Here is a 23556-nt window from a genome sequence, read left to right as displayed (position 1 = left end):
GTTTACGTGCATTAAAAAACAGATAAGATCGGGGCATTTTTTTATTTCATTGTTTCGTCATTTATTATAAACCGATGGTTTTTCCCAGGGAAAAGCCGGTGACGGCCATGATTAAATAGAAAAATATTCCAATCTTTAGTCTCTCAATCATAAAATAACAGGCATGAAGTTTAAATCACTGCTGGCCAAACCATTTGCTTCTATCGTACATAATAAGATAAAGAAGGAAATGTTAAGGGCGGTAGAAGATCAGGATGCTATCCTGCAGGAGTTGATAAAGACAGGCAGAAAGACTGAATTCGGAACTGAACATAAGTTTAATGCGGTACAGAGCCATGAAGAGTTTAAGCAGGCTGTACCTTTAAGAGATTACGAACAGTTTAAGCCTTATATAGAAAGGATCAAGGAGGGAAAGCAAAATGTGTTGTGGAAAGGACAGCCGATCTACCTGGCCAAAACCTCCGGCACTACCAGTGGTGTTAAATATATCCCTATCTCCAAAGAATCGGTTAATAATCATATAGATACAGCCCGTAATGCCCTGTTGAACTATATGGGAGAGACGGGTAACACCGCTTTTGCCGACGGCAAGATGATTTTCTTATCCGGCTCGCCCGAACTGGAAAGGGTAGGAGGCATTCCTACCGGCCGTTTGAGCGGGATTGTGAACCATCATATTCCCCGGTACCTGCGTACCAATCAGCTGCCATCTTACGAAACCAACTGTATCGACGACTGGGAAACCAAGCTGGACAAGATAGTGGAAGAAACCCTGCAGCAGGATATGACCCTGATCAGCGGGATTCCACCATGGGTACAGATGTATTTCGACCGGTTGATGGAGCGTAGCAATGGCAAGCGTATCAAGGAAATTTTCAAGAATTTTGATGTAATGGTATATGGAGGGGTGAATTTCGAGCCTTACCGGGCCAAGCTCATGGCCTCCATCGGCGCACCCATCCATACGGTGGAAACTTTCCCCGCCTCGGAAGGCTTTTTTGCTTTCCAGGACTCGCAGGAGCAGGAAGGGCTGTTGCTCAACACCAATTCCGGGATTTTCTATGAATTTATCCCTGCCAACGAAATTTTTAATGAACATCCTACCCGACTGTCGCTCAAAGATGTACAAACAGGTGTAAATTACGCCATGGTGATCAACAACAACGCCGGCTTATGGGGATATAACCTGGGCGATACGGTGAAGTTTATTTCCACCAACCCATACCGCTTGTTGGTAACGGGGCGTATCAAGCACTTTATATCGGCCTTTGGCGAGCATGTTATCGGAGAGGAAGTGGAACATAGCCTGATGAAGGCGGCCACAGAAGAAAATGTGCATATTACGGAGTTCACCGTAGCGCCTATGGTGCAAACCAATGGTGAATTGCCTTACCACGAGTGGTTTGTAGAGTTTGAGAATATGCCGCAGAACATGGCCGCATTTGCGAAGAAAGTAGATGATAACATGCGTCAGAAGAATATCTATTATGATGATCTGTTGACCGGCAATATATTACAACCCCTGAAAATAAGGCCTGTACGTAAACAGGGCTTTATTGACTATATGAAAGCAATTGGAAAACTGGGAGGTCAGAACAAAGTGCCTCGTTTAAGTAACGACAGGAAGCTGGCAGATGAACTGACAGCGTATTTACAAAAATAACCGGCGATTCAAGCTGCATTACCAGCTGTTGGGCATATGCCGGCAGCTGATTCTTCATTTTTTGTTAACTGTAAAAAAGTAAATCACCGTAATGAATAAACGAAAGATTGCCATTTTCGGATCCACCGGTTCTATCGGCATACAGGCCCTGGAGGTGATCGCTGCGCATCCCGACAGGTTTAGTGTAGAAGTGCTGACTGCTCAGCAGAATGCAGACCTGCTCATAGAGCAGGCGCTGAAATTTAAGCCCAATGCGGTTGTTATAGGCAGCGAAGCAAAGTACAAACAGGTAAAAGACATTTTATTTGATAAAGGTATTAAAGTATTTGCCGGTCCGAAAGCGATGGTAGAAGTAGCTGCCTGGAGTTCGATCGACATGATGCTGGCTGCTATTATGGGATTTGCCGGTCTGGCGCCCACTTTAGCCGCAATTGAACAGGGGACGCCCGTGGCGCTGGCCAACAAAGAAACCCTGGTAGTAGCCGGGGATATTGTGATGGCTACCGCCCGCAGGAAAAATGTGCCCATTATCCCGGTAGATTCTGAGCATTCGGCTATTTTCCAGTGTTTGCTGGGAGAGCCGTTTACCAAGGTAGAAAAGGTGATACTCACCGCTTCCGGCGGGCCTTTCCTGGGAAAGAAGCCGAACTTCCTGATCAATGTAAAGAAAGACCATGCGCTGCAACATCCCAACTGGAGCATGGGCGCTAAAATCACCATCGATTCCGCTACCCTGATGAATAAGGGGTTGGAAATGATTGAAGCCCGCTGGCTGTTTGGACTGGCGCCGGAAAATATTGAAGTGGTGATACATGCCCAATCCATTATTCACTCCATGGTGCAGTTTGTAGACGGATCTCTGAAAGCCCAGATGGGATTGCCGGATATGAAGTTGCCTATACAATATGCCCTGGGATATCCTGACCGTTTGGCCAATGATTTTCCCCGGTTTTCCTTCAGAAATTATCCATCCCTCACTTTTGAGCAGCCGGATACCAAAACTTTCCGTAACCTCGCTATTGCCACAGATGCCATGCATAAGGGCGGTAATGCTGCCTGCGTGATGAATGCGGCGAATGAGGAAGTGGTCAATGCTTTCCTGAAAAACAGGATAGGCTTCCTGCAAATGACGGAAGTAATTGAAGAAACGCTGGTTAAAATACCGTTTATAGCCACACCTTCCCTGCATGATTATTACGAGTGCGATAATGCTGCACGTGAACACGCCGCATCCCTTATCAATGCTATCGTTATATAAACTACCGGTAAAAAATTAACAAAGAGTTTTGCCTGAATATGTATTAAAACTGATATATTAGGCAGATTAAAGCAGAAACAACTAAATGACTACAGAGGTAATATTGGTGAAGGCCGGGCAGTTATTACTGTCACTCTCTATTTTGGTAGTATTGCATGAGTTAGGCCATTTTATCCCGGCCAAACTGTTCAAAACCAGGGTGGAAAAATTCTATTTGTTCTTTGATCCATGGTTTTCTCTTTTTAAAATTAAAAAAGGGGAAACAGAATATGGTGTAGGTTGGCTACCATTGGGAGGATATGTGAAGATATCCGGTATGATAGATGAAAGCATGGATAAGGAGCAGATGGCCAAACCTGCGCAGCCCTGGGAGTTCCGGGCCAAGCCGGCGTGGCAGCGTCTGATCATTATGATAGGAGGGGTAACGGTTAACATTGTACTGGCATTTTTCATCTATGCGATGATGTTGTGGTACTGGGGTGAAACCTATTTACCTACTGCTGCTGCCAAATACGGCGTAGTAACTGATTCGCTGGCCCGCAGCATCGGTATGCAGGATGGGGATAAGATCCTGACCATCGATCATCGTACCGTTGAAGCATTTGATGCCATCCCGGGAGACGTGATCCTGCACGAAGCTAAAAGTATCCAAATAGAACGCGATGGAAAAGCGATAGATCTGCCCATCCCAGATGGATTTATCCGTCAATTGCTGAAGCAGAAGGCTCCTTTTGCGGTGCCCCGTTTCCCTTATGTGGCCGATAGTACACAGCCTGGTAGCGCTGCTGCCGCGGTAGGCGTGAAGAGAGGCGACCGGCTCATAGCCCTCAACGGTATAGCATTGCCTTACTTCAGCGATTTTGCGAAGGAAGTTAAGAAGCATAAGAATGAAGATGTGATTGTGAGTGTGATCCGTGGCAACGATACGCTGAACCTGGCTGCAAAACTGAATGATAAAGGTCAGTTTGGCGTATATCCCAAAGACCCGTTTGAATATAAAACCAAGACCTATACTTTCCTGGAAGCGATTCCGGCAGGTTTTAGCAAGAGCATAGAAAAACTGGTGAAGTATGTACAGCAGCTGCGCCTGATCTTTGTTTCCAAGGAAGTGCGGGTAACGGAATCGCTGGGTGGTTTTATGAGCATCGGTAACCTGTTTCCCGAAGTATGGGACTGGCGTATGTTCTGGGAAATGACGGCTTTCTTATCCATTATCCTGGCTTTCATGAATATATTGCCTATTCCGGCCCTGGATGGTGGTCACGTGCTCTTCTTATTGTACGAGATCATTACCGGCCGTAAGCCCAGCGAGAAATTCCTGGAATATGCCCAGATTTTCGGAATGGTTATCCTGTTTGGCTTACTATTGTTTGCCAATGGGCTGGACGTTTGGAGAAACCTGGTGAGTAAATTATTTTAAGTAAAAATGGAACATTTGATGACATGATCTCATCAAATGTTCCATTTTTTTCTTATCTTTGTAAGCTAAAATACCGGGGATGCCTGGTTTTGACAGCATAGATCTTTGAGAGTGTAAGCATGCCGTGCGTTGGATAATTAGCACGATAATCTGAATACCCAAACTCTAATTGGCGAATCTAACTACGCCATGGCTGCCTAATCAGAGATTAGACACCCATTATAGCCGCCTGGAGTTGTCGCCTTATGCGACTCCCGCCGCTGAATCATCAAACCCATAGGGATAGGTGCTCATGGTTTCCGTGAGTGAGTACTGAAGCTAAACGGATAAGAACGAGGTTGGTTCGTTATGCCCCTGCTGAGTTCCGACAAAACAATGCATAAATAAGCATGTAGAAAGCTTTCGGCGAATATGTTTGGACGCGGGTTCGATTCCCGCCATCTCCACAGAACGGAATAAACAGTATGACCACTGGGTATTCCGTTTTTTTATGCCCTTAACTGTAGCGCGTTTTCGCTGATTTGCTCAGCCAGACATGTCGATTAATTGTAGTCGTAAAAAACTACTCGGTATTATTTTCGGCGACAAGAAACTGCATCACTTGTTGTAAGGTATTGATAGCCTGGTTAAAGGTTGGGGTGTTTGTGTTAGGCGTATACGACATGCCGTCTACAAAGGTTTGATATTCGGCCGTGTATGCTCCATCGGATTTAAAAATCTCCATGACCGCTGCAAATTTTTGAGGCATCGGCCATCCCGCTATCTTCTTACACCGGGAATCGTCCCTGGCAATGGTATCGATGCAAAGCGATTTAAATGAAGGATGCTTTAATGCCTTACCACTCAGCATATGGAGATCGTGTATGTGGCGTATAATAGTAGGATCATCTTCTTCCGCAGTTCGGTCACGATCAATGATTCGCCAAACCGTAGCGCTGAGCTTATCTGCTGCATTTTCTATTGGGTCCGTGCAGGTAATAGCTTCAATTTCAGGGCCAGCCTGGGTTACTTCGTTAATGAAGGAAGCAATAGGTTTTTGAACGACAGGAAGATTTAACTTGTTATAAGAAACTTCGACTTTAATATCAGGCCTCATGCCTTCCTGCCCATTATAATAGGTTGGATATGCTACCAAAAAAGTAAAGAACTTGTTTTCATTGAGCGATTTTTCGCTACCTGGCTTTATTGTATAAGCTTTAGCCACGGCATCTGTGACTATGTGTTTTAAATTGGACAGTCTCTTTCGTAGTTGAGACCTGCTTAGTTCTTCATCCGTTGTTACCGTGAAGTCTATGTCTTCAGAGAAGCGTTGTAGAATTTTATGTGCTTTTGATAAGGATGTTCCTCCACTAAAAGTAAGCCGAAGACCCTCTGCTTGGATAGAAGAAATTATTTTGAGCACCTGTACCACATGCCAGTCCTTTTCAACGAAAGCTTTGCTGATGCCCAGTTCAATTGCAACGTCTTCGATTAATTGTTTATCTGGCATACTCAAAATTAATATATGCTTCGTTGAGCCCAATTTTGCGAGTTACCCGCTTGTTTACACCTATCTGACGGCCTGTCGGTATTTGAGTAGATCGTCCTTGCCGATAAGCGATTTCCGCTTTTGTATCCGTTGTCTTAACACCGAGCCTGTTCAAAGCCTTTTTTGCCAGATCTGGCAACGGTTCTACAGGGATAATCTTCCCAGTGGCCAATGATTTCCTGGTTTTGGCATATATCCCTTGGCTAATTTTGACGAGCTTTTGTTTTTCAGTCAATGATTTAAGCCCGCGGCCGACCTGGTCATAATCGCCCAGATCCGCAAAGTCTTGTCTAAGCAATACGGTAGACTTTGTCCGACGGATGCGCTCAGACATTTTGTTTTCCAAAGTCCTTTTCTTTTTCATTGATTATCAATATAATTTGATAGCAAAGATACGACATTTTTTATTAAAAAATTAGCCTTTATTTGACTTAAATGAAACCGAAGCCTCCATAACCGAAGCAGGGAAACATAATGAGTTTTTTTAATATATAACTTGACTTGTTGGAGAGCTTGTATTTGAGAAACCGGGACTTGCCTAGGTATTTATGAATTGTAGTATGGGGTAAAGCTGTTAATTGAGTCTTCCGAATTGTCAGAATGTTCGATTGAGTCCCCTTCAATTCCACGAAACGGAATAAACAGTATAACCACTGGGTATTCCGTTTTTTTATGCCCTTTTACGGGTATCTGTAACCATGCCTCAAAAAGCACCCGCTTTTTGAGGCATGGCTTACAGGAAGTTTTTATCTTACCCTGTCAGGATGAAAATACATCCTTGCGTAATCCAACATATATGATCCCGGGGTTATTACATACTGTTGTACCAATCCCTTTTCCCCTGCAAGGGGCAACTGTATACCGGAAACAGACATTTTGCTTTTGTTTTCATCGCCCTCAAATGCCCATTGATCTGTAGTGCCGGTCCTGGTAAACCAAAGACTGGCAGCATCGTCTACATTGGTTTTAGTATTGAAGTCTGCTCCCGCTAAATAATCTACATAGATCCAGCTACCAGGTTTTACATTTTTAGCTAAATAGGTTCTGTATTCCCTGCCGGTGTTATTATCCATCCGGTAAAGGGATATATCCAGTGGTGTTTCGTTATCTGTATAATGAATATAGAAGCCCAGTTTATTGGTAGATATATCTGCAGCGGGTGACTGTACCTCCATCACTTTACCGTTGATGTACAGAAAATTGACAGCGGCCCTGGTATCGCCGGATGGTAAAGGTTTAGTGAAAACAACTTGTTTAGTAACTGTATCGGTTATCACCACTGTTTTTTGCTGATGCTTTTCGGTGTAAGCATATGCAACGTTGAATTCAAATTTTGCTGTTGGCTTAAGCACTTTATCACCTGCATATACAGTGGTATCTATCGTTACCTGGAGTGTATTGGCTGATCCATTGTAGCCATTCACTACCACATGCATGGCTTTCCGGACATTCTGTTCTTCTTTATTGCAGGCTGCGAATGTTGCTGATAATAACAACAGCCATAACGTTACCTTTTTATAATTAATGAATTTCCTCATTTCGTTTGTGTTTAGAGTTCTAATTTTTTAGTGAATCTCATGCTGTTACCAACAGGCGTTTCTTCGAATATATATACCCTGGATGCTGCTGTTGAAGCGGCGGGCTTAGGCGCAGTAGTAGCGGTGGTATGCCAGGTATATTCAGATCCTGCCGTATAAAATTCGTTGGTGCCTGCTTTATAAATATAAACGAGGAATAGCACCGCTGTGGGCTGTCCGTTATATACCTGTCCGGTAGTAGAGAACGTTGAAATGGTTACTGGTGCTGAAAATTCATTAGGCTTTACATTTTTGATCCGGGTAATTTCTTCGAAGACTTTTGGTGTAAAGTAGTATTTACCCAAAACAATGTCTACAGGTTCAGCATATTTGGTAACCGTAGGCGTGAATAGGTAGGATATTTTGATTTTATCATTTTCGAATGCAGGTATTTCGGGCATTTTGCTGACCTGCCCGTTGAAATAGAAGAATTCAATATTTGCGGGGCTGTCTTCCTTTTTCAACGCTTTACTCATGACCGTTTTACCAGTGCCTGTTTCTGTGATACTTAGTTGTAAGGTAGACTGACCCGCAGGGATGATACAGCCACTCGTGGCATCGAACTTGCCGGGGGCAGCATCGGTAATGGGGAAGGTGTCGAGTTTGATGGCTAATGTTTCGTTGCTTGCGTTGTAACCTTTCACGGTTACCGCCAGCATATTATCTTCGTAAAGGAAGTCGTGGTGCTGTTTACTACAGGCCAGCATTGTTGTCAGTAAAGTTCCTGTCACTACAGCAAATAAGATATTAATGATTTTCATTTTTTTGTTTTTAGGAAACTGGAGAAACATTAAAATGTATAGGCAGCGGTTAAGCTGAATGAAGCGCCTACCTTCCTGACAAAGGTTTCTTTATCACCTACTCTTGTTTTAGTTTTTCCATCGGAAGAGATTTCTAAATAGCCCGCCTCATATTTCTGTGAGAAGCCATCTTTCCATTCGTAAATGTCTGACCATTCCGTGGCGGTGATATAAGATCCTCCCAGACCGGCCCATTTGTCCTGGATTTTATAGGTGTCGTTGCTATTGATGTAGAAGCGGTATGGGCTATTTGTCAGATTACTCATATTGAACCTTACATTCAGTTTTTTATTTTTCAGGAATGAATAGCTGATCTGTGCATCCAGTTGGTTACGCGGACGTTCGTATTCTACGATATTAGGTTCCATACCCGTTGCAAAAGTCTTATAGCCCATATGGTTATAGGCAACGTTGGCGCCCAGGCGATTGCCGGTATATTGCATCCCGAAATTGTATAATACCGGTACCTGGCCATACAGTGGACGTTTCTCTTTCACCAGTTTTTTTGTACGGTAAGAGTAGGTGTTACCGTATATGTCAGCACTCATTGATTTCCCTCCATATTCGGCTGCCTGTACTACAGAGGTTTGGAGGGTGAGGTTAGCACTGGCATATAATTGATCCAGGAATTTCCAGCCCGGGTAAATAAAACCAAGGCTTTTGCGCAGGTCTGCTTCCCAGCCATGTACCTTTGCCCATTCGGAGTTGCTGGTGGTTAAATATACGCGCATGCTGGCATCTGTCCAGTTACGGTAAAGCTCCACCGGTTGATCGAAATATTTATAGAAATAACCGAAGGAGATCACTTCGCCGGCTTTAGGGTACCACTCCAGGCGAAAGTCGTAGTGATTGATAACGGTAGACAATACGCCTTCATTGCGGCGGTAGCCGGCGATTGACGGATCGTAACGAATCATTAGTGAATTTTCAATCAAAGCCGGGCGAACAACCGACTGTGAATAAGCTGCACGGATGTTGAAGTTGCTGAACGGGGTGGCCGTAAGACTAGCAGAAGGCAGGTAGCGCCAGGTTTTTTCCTCTGTTTCGGGGTTAGCAGTAGCGGTTACAATTTTCCCTGTTTCCGGATCTACATACTTTGTCTTTTCACCTTGTTCAATCAGCTTATCAATTGCCAGGTCATTGGCGCTGTTTTTAAATCTTTCATATTTATAGTATTCTGCTCTAACACCCCACACCAGCCGGAGCGATTTGGTAAAACGGTTGTCGAACATGGCGTATATTGCCTGGTTGTTATTCTTACCCTCGTATCCATTCCTGGAAAAGGCGGCAGGATAATAGAGCAGGTCTTTCAGGGGATTTTTAAAGTCCAGGAATTGCCCCCACTGCTGTACCGGCACATAGGGGTAAACACTGTTAGCCGTTTGTACGCTACCAATGGGCAGAATAATCCAGTCGTATAAACCATGACGTTCCATGAACTGGTACCCGGTTTTTACCACCTGTTTTTGTCCTGCCAGTTTAAACTGGTAGCTTAATGCCCCTTCTGCTATCTTATTGGTTTCGCGGTAATAGTATTGGGCCCTGTTAAATGTGCCATAGCCGGGGTTAGTCAGTGCGGTAGGGGCTACGTTATATACGGTTCCATTCAGGGTTTTATAGGGGTACAGCCAGGCTTCTACTGCATCCAGCTCATTATTGGTAACGCTGTTACGGGCTATGTTCCATTCGAACTTAAAGGCGCCAAAAGTATGTTCTCCATTGATGCGGTTCTGCAGCATATCGATAAACTTTGGACGGTCGTATTCACGGATTTCAGGCAGCTCTCCGCCAATTTCATTTCCCCAGCCTACAATACGGGAAAATTGGTTGTTAAAAACACGGGAGTAGAAATTGCGCATGGTGATTTTGTGGTGCTTTGAACTCCAGCCGGCATTGAGGAGCGCTCCCCAGGAGGTGACGAAGTTATACTGGTTGGAAAAGGTTGGCAGTAGCTCTTCTCCGGTGATGGCGTCGTACCGGTCGTTGCCGATTTTTTCCCAGTTCCCTCTTTCAAAACGTGGGATATCGTCGATGGCCTGTTCATTTCGGTAGCTAAGCGAAGCGACAAAGCCGAAGCGGCTGTTGTTAACATTATAATTACGGCCAAGACTGAATTGATAGTTTTGTCCGGGCGCTGCTTTGTAGGTTCTTGTGCCAAGGCGTTCGAAACCACCTATTCTTTGATTCTGCGCTGCTATCATAGCAGGGGTAATTGGAGTAACGCCAGGAGAGGGAGTTGCATTGGGGTCAGTCAGCCTGTAATTGTCATTGGTAAAAGCCATCAGGTCTTTGGGAAAATGGTTCCTGCCTCCGTCATCAAATCCCAGGTAATCTTTTTTTCCACGGCCATAACCCAGGAAATCTTTACCCGTGCTCCCGGAAATATATTTTGTACCGGCGCTTACGGTCGTAAAATTTTCGTTGGGAATGGCAAATGTATTCACCTGTATGAGGCCACCGCCGAAACCGAAGCTCATATCGGGTGTAGCGGTTTTAGATACGATCACATTATCTATCAGGTTACTGGGAATAATGTCGAATTCGAAATCGCGTACCTGTACATCGGTACTTGGTAAAACAGCGCCATCCATCATGGCAATGTTATAGCGCTCGGCGATACCGCGGACCACTACCCGGCGATTATCGACCGTACTAACGCCTGAAATACGTTTCAACGTTTCGCCTATATTTTTGTCAGGCAGCGCTGATATCTGTTCCCTGCTGATCCCATTTGAAATACCCGCTTCATTCTTTTGGCGGGTGTATAACGAGGCCGTAGATTCCCTGCTGGCAGAAGAGGTGATCACAACACCTGTTAGTGTACCTTTCTGCCGTTTCATGGTCACATTCAGCTGAAATACCTGCCCATCTTTTATTTCAACATCTGTCACTAATTTGGAGACATATCCGATAGAGCTTATTTGGACCTGGTATTTCCCTTTGGATAAAGGGATACTGAAGGAGCCATCAGTTTTACTGGTGGTACCCAGGCTGCCTATACGAATTGTTACAGCCGGTAAAGGATCCCCGGTTTCATCATCAATAATTTTTCCGGCAACGCGGCCGTTTCCTGTTAATGTAGCGCCTTCATCTAATGTGTTGCCAGGCGCAGCTGCCGGCTTAAGTATAATGGCACCATTGCTGATACTATAGGAAATACCGGAGGTTTTATACAGCGTTTCCAATACCTCCTTAATAGAAGGGTTGGAATGATTGAAATGCAGAACTTTTTCCAAACGCTCACTCACCTCTTTTCCATAGGTGAATTGAACAGGCTCAATTTTTTCTATTAATGCAAGTACCTCTTTCCCTTTTATATCTTTTTGGGGAAGTTGGATCGACTTTGATATCACCTGCGCCGAAACGGGGTTGGCGACAAGCAACATCATACTGAATAAAAAACAAATGATACAGCGTATCCTTTTTTGCATAACTTTATTGATTAAATGTTACAGACTTCTTATTGGAACTGTGCGTTTAACAGTGCTGCGCAGGTGGTGAGATACCAGCGTAGCATACTCCGGTCTGGAAACGCAGACCGGTTTTTTATTGCTTTCATTTTTTATTTTATCATACGCGTAATAGGTATTTAGGTTTGTTAATAAATAATAATCCTGTTATTTTCCTTTTTATACTGAAATCCCAGGGTGGCTGATAGCAAGGAAAGGGCTTCGGTAAGCGACCGGTCTTTGATACGGATAGTTACTTTTTCCTGTTTCCATTTTGTACCGGTAATTTCAATTGGGATATCGTACCAGTCGGAGATGGATTGTACCACCTCCTCAAAAGGCGACTGGTTGAAAACCATTCCATTATTCCACCATTCGCAGAGCATGGCGGCATTTACTTCGTCGATCGCAAAATTGTTTTGTTGTACATCATATCGCAGCCGTTTCCCGGGGCTCAGGTTGGCCAGCTGCCGGCCATCATATTGTATACTCACCTTACCGGTGCGTACAACAACAGCAGTATGGAAGCTGTCTTGCGCGGTTACTTCAAAGGAGGTTCCTAATACCAGGGTACGTAACTTGCCCGATTGCACATAGAAGGGGCGGGCGGGATCCTGCTTTACTTCGAAGAAGACTTTCCCGGAAAGGGTGACGGGCCGCTCTTTACTATTAAAATTACCAGGGATCATCAATGTGGCGCCGGGAAAGAGATGGGCTATAGTACTGTCTGGCAGCTGCACCGTTTTGTGGACGCCCCTTAACGCAATAATCGTTTGTGTAGTGGCAGATTGTTTTTGGGATAAGGTGGTAGTTAGCCACACGGTACCACAGAGTAGCACAAAAGCGGCGGCGGCGTATCCTATCCACGGGCGATAGTTGAACAGGGTTGATTTACGAATTGCCCCGGGTGTGGCGAAAGATGACCAGTCGGTACGATGTGTAAATGACTCCCAAAGCGCTGTGTGAATCGTCTGCCTATCCGGATCCTGTAAGGGTTGCTCATCTTCGGGCCGGGCTTGTAGCCATTTTTCTATGAATTGTTTTTCCTGGTCGGTGGCCTTGCCTTGAAGGTACCTGTCAACCATTTCCCTGATTGTTGCTATGTCCATATAACCCGGAGCTTTTATGTTCCTGACTATATGCCTCCAAAAACAGGATTTTAACTATCTGGGCATTGTTACCAAATTATTACCAAATGGGAGGACTTAGTTGCCGTGTAGAAATATGGCGACCAGCATCACTTCTTTTAAATGCTTTTTAAGCTTTTGATAGCTTGAATTAAGTTGATTACGAACCGTTTGTTCGGAGATATTTAACAGGCGGGCGATTTCTTTCACAGAGAGATTTTTTTCCTGGCGTAGCCGGTAAACCTGTTGCATTTTTTCAGGCAGCCTGGTTATTTCAACTTCGGCCAGTGCCGCTAACTCTTTTATATGCAAAGGGGCTATATAGCTAGTTAATTCGGGTAAGATATTTTGTTCGTACTCCTCGCTCCGGCCAGCAATTTTAGCGGCCCTGGAAAAATGGTTCAGCACTTCATACTGTACGGCAGCATGCAGGTAAGCGGCCAAAGTGGTTTCGATATCCAGGGAAGCGCGTCGCGACCATAAACTAATCATTACTTCCTGCACTACGTCCTTTGCGTCGGCTTCCGACTTTAGCCGGTTAAAGGCAAAGACATACAGCTTTTCCCAGTACCTGTCGAAAAGTGTTTTAAAAGCAAAACCTTTATCTTGTTTTACCTGGAGCCACAGATTTAAGTCGGTCAGTTCGTTAAATGCCATTGAGTACAGAAAGTACAGTTACTACTGGCAAAAGTATATGGCTTTCGGGCAAATAATAAATTTTGGAATGGAAGATAATGGCTTGTTTAACGCTTTCTTTGACGTGTATTGGGCCATGGATGGAGCTGGCAGGCCGAATGTTATCTTACTATTAATCTATGGATAAGGAAATATGGCAACATTTTACCCAAAAAATCTTTTAAACATCTGAATGAAAACAGATTATCTTTAGGGGACCAACCATTGTCTATATTTTTTATGTCCCAGTACGATATACATACAGATGAGCAACTGATTGCGCTGCTTAAATGCGGCGATGAAGCGGCTTTTACTGAAATATATGATCGTTACTGGAACCAGCTTTACAAATCCGCCTGCCGTAAGAAAGCGGATAAGGAGCAGGCTAAAGAAATTGTGCATGACGTATTCCTGGATATCTGGAAACGCCGGGAAGCGCTAAACATCAGTTACCTTCCTGCCTACCTGGAGCAGGCGGTCCGCTTCAGGCTTATCAACTACATCAACCGGAATAAGATCCCTGCTTTTTTTGATTTATTTGAAACCCTGCTTTTTTCCCCTTACGAGGCAGACCAGGTATTGAAACAAAAGGATTTCATTAAGCTGCTGGAAGGGTGGGTGGATATATTACCGGAGACCCAGCGCCGGATTTTTATACAGTATTTCCTGAAAGAATTGTCTGTAAAGGAAATAGCGGTTGAAATGAACCTCTCGCCTAAAACGATACAGAATAACTTAAGTCTGTCCCTTCGTCACCTGCGCACCCGGTTTGGCACACTGGTGGCCATTCTACACTTTTTTATCTGATAAAAGGAAAAAAAATATTTTTTTCCGGGAATATCTGTCCTTTTTTGTGACTATACTAAAAAGGCGTTTTATGCAGCTTTCTGACTGGCACCAGAAGTATTTGCTATCCATACTCAAAAAATATGAGGCAGGGCAGGCGAGCCCGGCTGAAGTACGTTTTATTGAAAGTTATATGGATAGCCTGGATGACCTGGACAACGGGTCAGACAATATAGAGGACAGCAGCGGGTTGCAGGACGACATAAAGGCGGAGTTGCTGAAAAGCATTCGTCAGCCTGATGGCAAAAGAACGGAAAAGCCGTTTACAAAAACAATGCAATTACCTTACCGGCGTCGTATGCGGGTGTGGGCTGCTGCAGCGGCCATTGCTTTGCTGCTGGCAGGTGCCGGTATGTATTGGTGGCTGCAACATGCTATGGGAGCAGGTTCCCCGGTGCTTGCAGCCAGGGCGGATATTGCACCCGGCGGCAATGGCGCCGTGCTGCACCTCTCGGACGGTAGTACATTGGTATTGGACAGTGCGGGTAATGGTACGGTAGCAGTACAGGGAAAAGTGAAGGTGGTAAAAGAGAATGGGATGATAAAATACCAGGGAACAACCAGTGAAGAAGTGTATAACGAAGTGACTACGGATAAAGGCCGGCAGTGGAGAATGGTGTTGCCGGATGGAAGCGGGGTATGGCTGAATGCCGCGAGTTCTATCCGTTACCCGTTGAGCTTTAACGGCAAAGAGCGAATCGTGGATATTACGGGCGAGGTTTATTTTGAAGTAGTACATAACGAGAAACAACCTTTTAAAGTGCGGGTGGGTAAACACGTGATAGAGGATATCGGTACTGCCTTTAACATCAATGCCTATGCCGACGAACCGGTCATGAAAACGACCCTCGTAGAAGGATTGATACGGGTAAACGGAACATTGATGAAGCCCGGAGAACAGGCCCAAGTGGGCGTTGGTCAGGTGCAGGTAACCGTCAATAAAGTGGATAACCCGGCCGATGCGATGGCCTGGATAAATGGCCAGCTTTCCCTGGAAAGTAACAACCTGCAGGCACTCCTGAGAAAAATAGCACGATGGTATAATATTGAGATAAAAATTGAGGGGACATTACCGGAAACCGGCTTTATAGGTATGATAGACCGGAACGTATATTTATCTGACGTAATAAAAGCACTAACTGTTTATGGCGTTAACGCACGCCTGGAAAACCGGACACTGATCGTTTCCGCTAAATAAAAATTTATTCATCAACCAAAAAAAAATTGTATGACAACAGGATAGTTGTTAGGCCACCGGTATGCCTGAAAAAAAGGCCGGAAGTGATTAGGACTCACCCCCGGCAGTTATTCAGGATACCTTGTCAACCAAATCTGCTTAAGGACCTCGTTTTAAAGTACCACTGAACAAACCAAATTTATGAAACTTATTGTTAATGGGAATGCCCTTACGGGCAGGGGAAAGCTATTGCCCCTTTTAATCTGGAAGATCATGCGGCTGACTATATTATTACTCATCATCGCACTGCATCTGAGCGCTAAAACATACTCTCAGTATATCACCATCAAAAGGGAAAGCCTGACCATAAGACATGCGCTCAGCGAAATTAAAAAACAGTCCGGCTATTCCTTTATTGCCGATAATACGTTGCTGGAGAATAATACCTTGCTGGATCTCCAGTTAAAGAACGTTACTATGAGAGAAGCGCTGGATGCCTGTTTAAAGGGACTACCCTATGCTTACAGTATCGAAGACCATCTTATTATTGTGAGGCGCATACCCAGCAGACTTTTTCCATCGATTCCGTTGCAGGTGCTGGTGGCCACTACTATTCGTGGTCGTATTACAGATGAAAGCGGCAAAGCGCTTGCCGGTGTGAGCATACGTGTAGAGGGAAGAGCCATGGGGGCTATCACCGATGAGAACGGCGAGTTTACGCTGACTGGCGTGGCAGATAATGCCACCTTAGTTATCGGTAGTGTGGGGTATGAAACCCAAAGAATGAAAATGGATGGCAAAAATTTTCTCACCATTGTATTAAAAACAAAAACCAATGTGCTGGATGCGGTAGCCGTGGTATCTACTGGCTATCAAACCATATCAAAGGAGCGCGCCACCGGCTCCTTTGATGTGATCAGCAAATCGCAGCTCGACAAACCGGCTGTTAATATAGCCCAGCGGCTAATAGGTACCACTGCCGGCATGCAGGCCAAGCTGGACGTTGACGGGAACCCTACATTTGAAATCAGGGGGAAAACCAGCTTATATGCCAGTGCTACCCCCCTTGTTGTAGTGGATGGTTTTCCTATCCAGGGCGATTTCAATGCTGTCAATCCAAATGACGTAGAAAGTGTGACCATCCTGAAAGATGCGGCAGCAGCATCTATCTGGGGCGCCAGATCTGCCAATGGCGTCATTGTTATTACCACAAAAAAGTCTGCCCATGGTGTACCACTACGGGTGGAGTTCTCTGCGTTTACCCGCGTGGGTAGTAAATTTGACCTGGGTTATGTAAATCCGCTGGCATCATCTGCAGAAACAGTGGACTATGAGAAACTGACCTTTAACAGATGGGGAGCACAGGTCAATTCCGGCGACCTGACTACTAACTATGGCAAGCAATGGTCGCAGGCTACGGTGGCGCTGAGTGAAAATTATCTCGGCTACCTGTCAAACGCCGATCGTGATGCCGTTTTGGAGAAGCTGAAAACACAGGATAACCGTTCCCAGATATCAAAAAACCTGTTGGCGAATCCGTTGGATCAGCAGTATAATCTTACCCTTTATGGGGGCTCCCAACGGATGAGCAACGTACTGTCCCTCTTGTTCGGAAAAAGACAATCGAACTTCAAAGGAACGAATGCCAACAACTATATGTTTAACTATCGCGCCAATGCCAATATATTTAAATGGCTCGATTTTAATGCCAATGCGATGCTGCAATACAATGATGCGCATAACAACGGCGTAACGCTGAGTGATATCCAGGGATTATCTCCCTACGACATGTTGAAGAACCCCGATGGCTCTCTTACCAATATCAGCCAGTACTACTGGCCAATATTAACGAGGTCTGTACCCATGAATAAGTTTCCTTATCCTGACTGGACTTACAATCCCATCCAGGAAGTGAATAACCGGGATATCACCGCTAAGCAGTTAAACGCCAGGATGCAGGCAGGACTTACCTTCCGGTTAATGAAAGGGTTGTCGTTCGACAGCAAAATTCAGTATGAGCTGTTTAACACGTTTAACCGTGGGTTATACAACGATCAGACTTTTTACGTGAGAAGCAGGGTGAATACTGCTGCCAGCTGGAACCAGCCGACCGGCGCCATTACCCTGAACCTGCCTAAAGGAGGCATGCTCACACAAAGCAGGAGCAAGGCAGAGTCGTATAATTTCCGTAACCAGGTTAATTTCAGCCGTAGGTTCGGAAAACAACATGAAGTAAATGTGATTGCAGGTTCAGAAATCAACAGCCAGGTTATACAAACCTTCGGTAATCCTACTGCTTATGGGTATAACGATCAAACCCTTACCCTGGGCACCTTTCCAAATGGACCGGGCGGTACTTTTTCACCGATTAAAAACTGGCTGGGTAATAACCAGACTTTCTCCTACACCAATACTTTCTCTTATGCAACAGAAAGGTACTTTTCTTTCTATGCCAACGGCGCTTATACCTTCAAAAATAAATACACCGTATCCGGCAGTTATCGTACCGATGCCTCAAACCTGATCACAGATGATCCACAATATCGCTATGCGCCTTTCTGGTCGGCAGGCCTGGCCTGGCAGCTACAGAAAGAACGTTTTATGTCAGGTATTTCCTGGATCGATTGGCTGAATGTACGGCTTACCTACGGATTTAATGGTAACGTGGATAAGTCTACCGCCTTTCGTCCACTGATAGCCACCACGGCTACACCGGACCTCTATACACAGGATTTTAAAGCCTCTGTTTCCAGCTACGGAAATCCTACGTTGCGTTGGGAGAAAACAGGCACCTGGAATTTTGGTGTCGACTATACGCTTTTCAATGACCGGCTGCATGGGAAGGTAGATGTTTACAATAAGAAAGGCAGGGACCTGATCGCAGTATTGTCTATTCCGGCGGTAAATGGTACCACGTCCCAGAAATTGAACAATGCAGAAATGAGCAACCGCGGGATAGAGATTACCATAGGTACTAACATACCCATCAAAGGAAATGATATCATATGGAGAGGAGATGTAAACTTTGCTTACAATAAAAATAAGATCACTAAACTGTTTGTTGCCAACTATGCGGCATCTACGTTGTTTTCTGGTGGCAGCGGCGCCTATGTGGAAGGAAAGGACGCGAATACGCTCTGGAGTTTTCAATATGCGGGCGTATACGACAAACAGCCTTATGTAAAGGGCGCGGGAAAAGACATGTATAATTTTACCGGCTGGACACCCGGCGATGGCAGGGATTATATGCTGGATATGGGAACACAGGTAGCACCTTACACGCTGGGATTGGTGAATGCTTTCAAACTATATGACTTTGATGTATCATTTATCATTACCGGGAAATTTGGCCATGTGTTTAACCGCATGTCGTTTAACTATCCCGTACTCTGGGGATCCCGGGTATTACCCAACAAGAAACTGGGTGAAGTCATGAATGGCGATCCCATGAAGATAGTGCCCTTGCCGCAGAACGATGATGAGCCTAAGTTTTATTTCTGGGACCGGTTTTATCCTTACATGAGTTACCTGGCTGCAAACGCATCGCATATCCGGATGCAGGAACTGAATATTACCTACCGCCTGAAAAAGAGACTGACATCTGCTATGCACATTGGCGGGCTGCAGTTGTATGCGCAGGGGAATGATCTTTTTACCATCCTCGCCAACAGTTATGGAGAAGATCCGGAATATCCGCTGGGAGGTATGAAGCCACAGCCAAAATTTACATTCGGACTTAAATTAACGCTTTAAATCTGCCATCATGCTGATCAATAAAATATACCGCTTGTTGCCGGGTATGGCACTGCTGACTTTACTCTCTTCATGTGATAAATACCTGAATGAACCGCCTTCAAAAACATCGTCGCTGGTAGTAACCACTACTGCACAGCTAAATGCGTTGTTGAATAATTATAGCACCTTTTACCAGGAAGGTAACAGGACCGCCATTTACAGTACCGATGATGCAGATCTTCCGCTAGACCTGTACAATGCCCGTCCTTCTACCTTTTCCATGGCACTGGTGGAGTTTACGTTATGGGATATCAACAACCTCCCGGATGATGGCCGTGAATCGTTCTGGAGCGGAGAATATAGAAAGATCTTTAATGCCAATATGGCCCTGTCCTATGTAGATAAAGTGACTGGTACAGCCGATGAAAAAGCGGTTATAAAGGCAGATGCACATTTCATCAGGGCCTACAGCTATTGGGTATTGGCCAACACTTATTGTTTACCTTTTACAGATGCCAATAAACAGGAAGCCGGTTTACCGCTAAAGCAGGGCACCGGGTTTGAAGAGCCGGTAGTGCGCCAACCACTGGAAAAGGTGTATAACCTGATCGAATCAGACCTGGTGGAAGCGCTGAAAACACCGGTATCACTGACCGGGGGAGGAACACCCCGCCACTGGCGGGCCAGCAAAGCAGGGGTTAGCGGCTTTGCAGCACGTTATTATTTAAACCGGAATAATTATACGGAGGCGCTGAAGTATGCCAACGCAGCATTAGCAGAGTACAGCCAACTGGTAGATTATAATACGGAGATGAAATACGGGAATGACGGGAACGTAACGATTAATGCGGGTACACCGAATGCACAAACAGTGACTATTAAATATCCGTATACGCACAACAACCAGTCCGACATGACAGATATGATAGGCTGGAAAGAGTTCCTGTACTTCCGGATGCTGTACCATGAATCCTGGTGGTACATACCCAGCAAGGCTTTGCTGGATCTGTACGACCGGGATCACGATCTGCGTTATGAATATCATATCGTAGAAAATTATTCTTACGACCGTGGTTTGATCAAACCGGCATATAGTTACCCGGGATACATTTTCTTTTTTAAAGACCGGATACCTTCAGGTCCTACAGTTGCGGAGATGCTGCTGATAAAGGCGGAGTGCCAGGCGCGTGCCAACAATATCAGCGATGCAATGACAGCGGTAAATACCCTACGGGCAAAACGCATGAAGCCTGGTCCCTGGGTCAATCTTACGGCCGCTGGTAAAGATGATGCGATAAAACTGATCCTGGAAGAACGCCGCCGGGAAATGCCTTTTACACAACGCTGGTTTGACATCAGGCGGTTGAATAACAACGAGGATCCAAATGATGATGTAGTACTCAACAGAACATTTTATCCATATAATAATGCAAAGGTATCGGTGGGAGAGCCAACGCAGACTTATTCGCTGCCTAAGAATGGACGGCGTTTTGCAGCGCCGCTTCCCCGTACAGAAATTATTTCCAGTAACGGTTTAATTGAACAAAATAAATATTAAAAACCATCCATATGACTTGTAAGAAAATCATCCATACCGGTATTGCCCTGCTGTTGGCAGGGCTCCCGGTAATGCCCGCGCTGGCGCAGGAAAGCAAAGCAAGTGTCAGTGAGTTAAAAGCGGTGATAGGGAAGTATCCCGATAGCCTGGGGGCGCATCACGAGTTTATAGCCGCATTTCGTAAAAGTATTCCCAATGCGTCTTACCGCAATGGCGATTCTGTGGTGTCGCTGCTGAAGGGACAGTATGAGCAATGGGCAAAACAATTTCCCAAATCAGCGGTTGTACCCTTTGCGCTGGGCGAAGCCTTTGCGGATGTAGAAAGTCCAAAGGCCAGACCGTACCTGTTAAAAGCCGTAGCATTGAATCCCCGGCTGGCCCCGGCCTGGAGGGATTTGTCTATTGATGCTGACCGCTGGGGAAACCAGGACGGTGCAAGAGAATATATGGGCAAAGCATCTGCAGCCGATCCTTCAGATCCGGGTTATGCTTTTTATTATGCCATGGATTTTGAGCATGTCGACGGGAAGAAATGGCGGACCATGTTGTATGACCTGGCCAAAAAATTTCCGCAAAGCGAGCGTGGGGCACAGGGCTTATACTGGCTGGGCGCCCGGAGCCGGGATACCGCAGAAAAAATTATGGTGTATGAGCAGATGCGTGCTGCCTATCCGCCGGCAAAGTTCAGCTGGTCGTCGGGAGGCATGGATGACTTGTTTAGTATCTACCTGAAAACCAATCCCGCAAAGGCGGTAGCGCTGGCAGCTGCCCTGAAGGGCCAGGAAGGCTGGGGGGCAAAAGATACCCTGGCAGGAAAGATTGTGACGATCCACACCCTGATACAACAGCAGCAATTTAAAGAAGCCGCTGATATGCTGGCTGGCATAAAACTGCCCCGCTATTCAAGACTGACTACCTTTATCGCCCAGTTGAAAGCCCAGGCTGCCCATGGTTTGGGAAATACCGCTGATGCCTATAACGGGCTGGCTACTATTTACGCCAAGGAGCCAACAGACGATTTATGGAAAGGGCTGGAAGTATATGGAAAGGCCCAGGGAAAAGATCATCAGCAGATAGAAAATGATGTATGGCAGATAAGACAACAGGCCATTAAACCTGCGCCTCCTTTTAACCTCGGCCTGTATACTTCCTCCGGAACTGCTTCCCTGGAAGATTACAAGGGGAAAGTAGTGCTGCTGACTTTCTGGTTCCCTGGTTGTGGTCCCTGCCGCGGCGAATTTCCACATTTTCAAAATGTAATGGACAAATTTAAGGGACAGGATGTAGCCTACGTGGGAATTAATGTATCTCCCGACCAGGACGAATATGTAGTACCATTTATGAAAGGAACGGGTTATTCCTTCACCCCGCTACGCGCCGACGGCGATTGGGCTGCCAGGGTATATAAAGTACGGGGAGAACCTACCAACTTCCTCATCGATCAAAATGGACAGCTCGTGTTTACAGATTTCCGGATAGATGGAAGTAATGAACGGACGCTGGAATTGATGATTGGTTCCGTGTTGAAACGAAAATAATTAAAAAGGGCCGGCAGATATAAATTTGCCGGCCCTTTTGTCTTTTAATTTACTTTGCCAATAACGCTGTTCCTTCAAACACAACCCCATCCCAGCCGTGCGTCATAAACTGCCGGATATTCTGGTGATCTGTTCCCTCCGGATGCTGCAGCACTGATTGATAATGTTCTGCAAATAAATAAAGCGTATCTTCTTTACTTAGCTGTTGCAACCGGGCAAAAGCAAAAACTTTGGCACTGCCCTGGTTTTGCGTGGCTTCATTATAGGCGTCGCCGTTTTTAAAAGCGGTGGGTTGATGCTGGTAATGTGTTTCTATAAATTCAATCACCTCTTTGAAAGTGGCGGTGTTGTCTTTTAAATTCTTAAGTAAAGTAGTCAGTGCTTCTTTCATGTAGTATATAATATTTAACGGAAGAGGCAGTGCCCCTTTTAATGGGGGCAAAAATAAAAATTTTCTCCAAAGCGTTTATTTAATACTCACTTCCGGTAATTTATACGTGGCCACAGCGTCTACCAACTTACTTTTCTCCACTGATAATTTTTTCAGAAAGGCAGTTACTTCCGGGCCGTATGCCCGTTGGCTGGCAGCGAAGAGTAACAGGCCCTTAACGCCGTTGTTGTCAACGGCATGATAGCGGTATACATTTCTTTCTATAATGGCAATACCTTTCCCATCTGCGGAGGCTTGACTGATAAGGAAGTCGAGGATATATTCCTGGTTCTTTTCATAAACGTTGTAGTTGATCATCGGGTTGGTGGCCTTCAATTTCTTCAATTCTTCCACTTTCTGGCCGGCCAGATCCCGGGGCTGGAAGTTGCCCTGGAGAAAGTCAACCGTAACAAGCGATTTAAATTTTTCGAGGTTGTCGCCTGCTGTAAGGTATTCTTGCTTGTAGTAGTTGTTGTTGGGATGGGAAGTCCATACCAGGTTGTAGCTGGTGTTGTTCAACTGAATAGGGCCGGGAATGTGAAGGTAGTCGTTTACTTTGGATTGTGCGGCTGTGGTAGCAGCCCAGAGGCTTAGTGTGAGGCTGAGTATTTTTATTTTGTTGTTCATGGATGATTGTTTTCCACCGGTGGGTGCGTTAATGCCGGATGGGGTTAGCAATATGATTTTTCAAGGATCAAATATAGCGGCTTTGGAGTTGGTAGCAAAAAGAATGGACCGGCGCAAACGACGGTCCGGTGAAGTTGTACCGCCAATG

17 protein-coding genes and 1 other RNA gene are annotated in these 23556 nt (G+C 45.3%); 9 read left to right on the top strand and 9 right to left on the bottom strand.

What is annotated here, in order from left to right; translation table 11 throughout:
• The first annotated feature begins 163 nt into the window (after nt 1–163).
• The 4 genes from HGH91_RS14725 (at nt 164) to ssrA (ending at nt 4790) form a co-directional block, all read left to right on the top strand.
• Nucleotides 164–1663, top strand: a complete 1500-nt coding sequence (locus tag HGH91_RS14725; RefSeq protein ID WP_168739360.1) for a GH3 auxin-responsive promoter family protein — start codon at nt 164–166, stop codon at nt 1661–1663.
• Nucleotides 1664–1754: 91 nt separating this feature from the next.
• Nucleotides 1755–2921 carry a 1-deoxy-D-xylulose-5-phosphate reductoisomerase gene (locus HGH91_RS14720; RefSeq protein ID WP_168739358.1) on the top strand — a complete coding sequence of 389 codons (1167 nt, stop codon included), beginning with the start codon at nt 1755–1757 and terminating at the stop codon, nt 2919–2921.
• 85 nt (nt 2922–3006) lie between these two features.
• Entirely contained in the window at nt 3007–4341 is a 1335-nt protein-coding gene (gene rseP / locus HGH91_RS14715; RefSeq protein WP_168739356.1) for an RIP metalloprotease RseP, read from the top strand.
• Nucleotides 4342–4416: 75 nt separating this feature from the next.
• Nucleotides 4417–4790, top strand: a transfer-messenger RNA (tmRNA) gene (gene ssrA / locus HGH91_RS14710).
• 113 nt (nt 4791–4903) lie between these two features.
• Here ssrA and HGH91_RS14705 read toward each other — a convergent pair.
• The 7 genes from HGH91_RS14705 to HGH91_RS14675 all read right to left on the bottom strand — a co-directional run bounded on the left by HGH91_RS14705 (nt 4904) and on the right by HGH91_RS14675 (nt 13479).
• Entirely contained in the window at nt 4904–5830 is a 927-nt protein-coding gene (locus tag HGH91_RS14705) for a nucleotidyl transferase AbiEii/AbiGii toxin family protein (protein WP_168739354.1), read from the bottom strand.
• Nucleotides 5820–6233 (bottom strand): DUF6088 family protein, encoded by a 414-nt coding sequence (locus HGH91_RS14700; protein ID WP_168739353.1) that lies wholly within the window; start codon nt 6231–6233, stop codon nt 5820–5822. Before HGH91_RS14700 ends, HGH91_RS14705 begins: the two co-directional genes overlap by 11 nt.
• Before the next feature lie 382 nt (nt 6234–6615).
• The gene (locus HGH91_RS14695) at nt 6616–7407 is read right to left on the bottom strand and encodes a hypothetical protein (protein ID WP_168739351.1); all 792 of its coding nucleotides are present in this window, start codon (nt 7405–7407) and stop codon (nt 6616–6618) included.
• 11 nt (nt 7408–7418) lie between these two features.
• Nucleotides 7419–8207, bottom strand: coding sequence for a hypothetical protein (locus HGH91_RS14690; RefSeq protein ID WP_168739349.1), 789 nt, complete (start codon nt 8205–8207; stop codon nt 7419–7421).
• A gap of 29 nt (nt 8208–8236) precedes the next feature.
• On the bottom strand, nt 8237–11677 hold the full coding sequence (locus tag HGH91_RS14685; protein WP_211092305.1) for a TonB-dependent receptor: 3441 nt from the start codon (nt 11675–11677) through the stop codon (nt 8237–8239).
• A gap of 167 nt (nt 11678–11844) precedes the next feature.
• Entirely contained in the window at nt 11845–12804 is a 960-nt protein-coding gene (locus HGH91_RS14680) for a FecR family protein (protein ID WP_168739347.1), read from the bottom strand.
• A gap of 96 nt (nt 12805–12900) precedes the next feature.
• Nucleotides 12901–13479 (bottom strand): RNA polymerase sigma factor, encoded by a 579-nt coding sequence (locus HGH91_RS14675; protein ID WP_168739346.1) that lies wholly within the window; start codon nt 13477–13479, stop codon nt 12901–12903.
• Nucleotides 13480–13737: 258 nt separating this feature from the next.
• Here HGH91_RS14675 and HGH91_RS14670 point away from each other — a divergent pair, with 258 nt between their 5' ends.
• From HGH91_RS14670 to HGH91_RS14650, 5 genes are all read left to right on the top strand, one after another.
• Nucleotides 13738–14304 (top strand): RNA polymerase sigma factor, encoded by a 567-nt coding sequence (locus HGH91_RS14670; RefSeq protein WP_168739344.1) that lies wholly within the window; start codon nt 13738–13740, stop codon nt 14302–14304.
• A gap of 70 nt (nt 14305–14374) precedes the next feature.
• Nucleotides 14375–15541 (top strand): FecR family protein, encoded by a 1167-nt coding sequence (locus HGH91_RS14665; RefSeq protein WP_168739342.1) that lies wholly within the window; start codon nt 14375–14377, stop codon nt 15539–15541.
• 180 nt (nt 15542–15721) lie between these two features.
• Entirely contained in the window at nt 15722–19273 is a 3552-nt protein-coding gene (locus HGH91_RS14660) for a SusC/RagA family TonB-linked outer membrane protein (RefSeq protein WP_168739340.1), read from the top strand.
• 10 nt (nt 19274–19283) lie between these two features.
• Nucleotides 19284–20813: a RagB/SusD family nutrient uptake outer membrane protein gene (locus HGH91_RS14655; RefSeq protein ID WP_168739338.1), complete on the top strand. Its 1530-nt coding sequence runs from the start codon at nt 19284–19286 to the stop codon at nt 20811–20813.
• 11 nt (nt 20814–20824) lie between these two features.
• A complete protein-coding gene (locus HGH91_RS14650) occupies nt 20825–22351 on the top strand; it encodes a TlpA disulfide reductase family protein (RefSeq protein ID WP_168739337.1) in 1527 nt (508 codons plus the stop codon).
• 49 nt (nt 22352–22400) lie between these two features.
• On the opposite strand, the gene HGH91_RS14645 is transcribed toward HGH91_RS14650, so the two are convergent.
• Both HGH91_RS14645 and HGH91_RS14640 read right to left on the bottom strand, forming a co-directional pair.
• On the bottom strand, nt 22401–22742 hold the full coding sequence (locus tag HGH91_RS14645; RefSeq protein WP_168739335.1) for a HopJ type III effector protein: 342 nt from the start codon (nt 22740–22742) through the stop codon (nt 22401–22403).
• Between the two features lie 75 nt (nt 22743–22817).
• Nucleotides 22818–23408, bottom strand: a complete 591-nt coding sequence (locus HGH91_RS14640) for a hypothetical protein (protein WP_168739333.1) — start codon at nt 23406–23408, stop codon at nt 22818–22820.
• Nucleotides 23409–23556: the final 148 nt, after the last annotated feature.

The sequence above is a fragment of the Chitinophaga eiseniae genome (genome assembly GCF_012641265.1).
Taxonomy (GTDB): Bacteria; Bacteroidota; Bacteroidia; order Chitinophagales; family Chitinophagaceae; genus Chitinophaga; species Chitinophaga eiseniae_A.
Note: the sequence above shows the minus strand (reverse complement) of the source record. Positions and strands in the feature narration are given on the sequence as shown.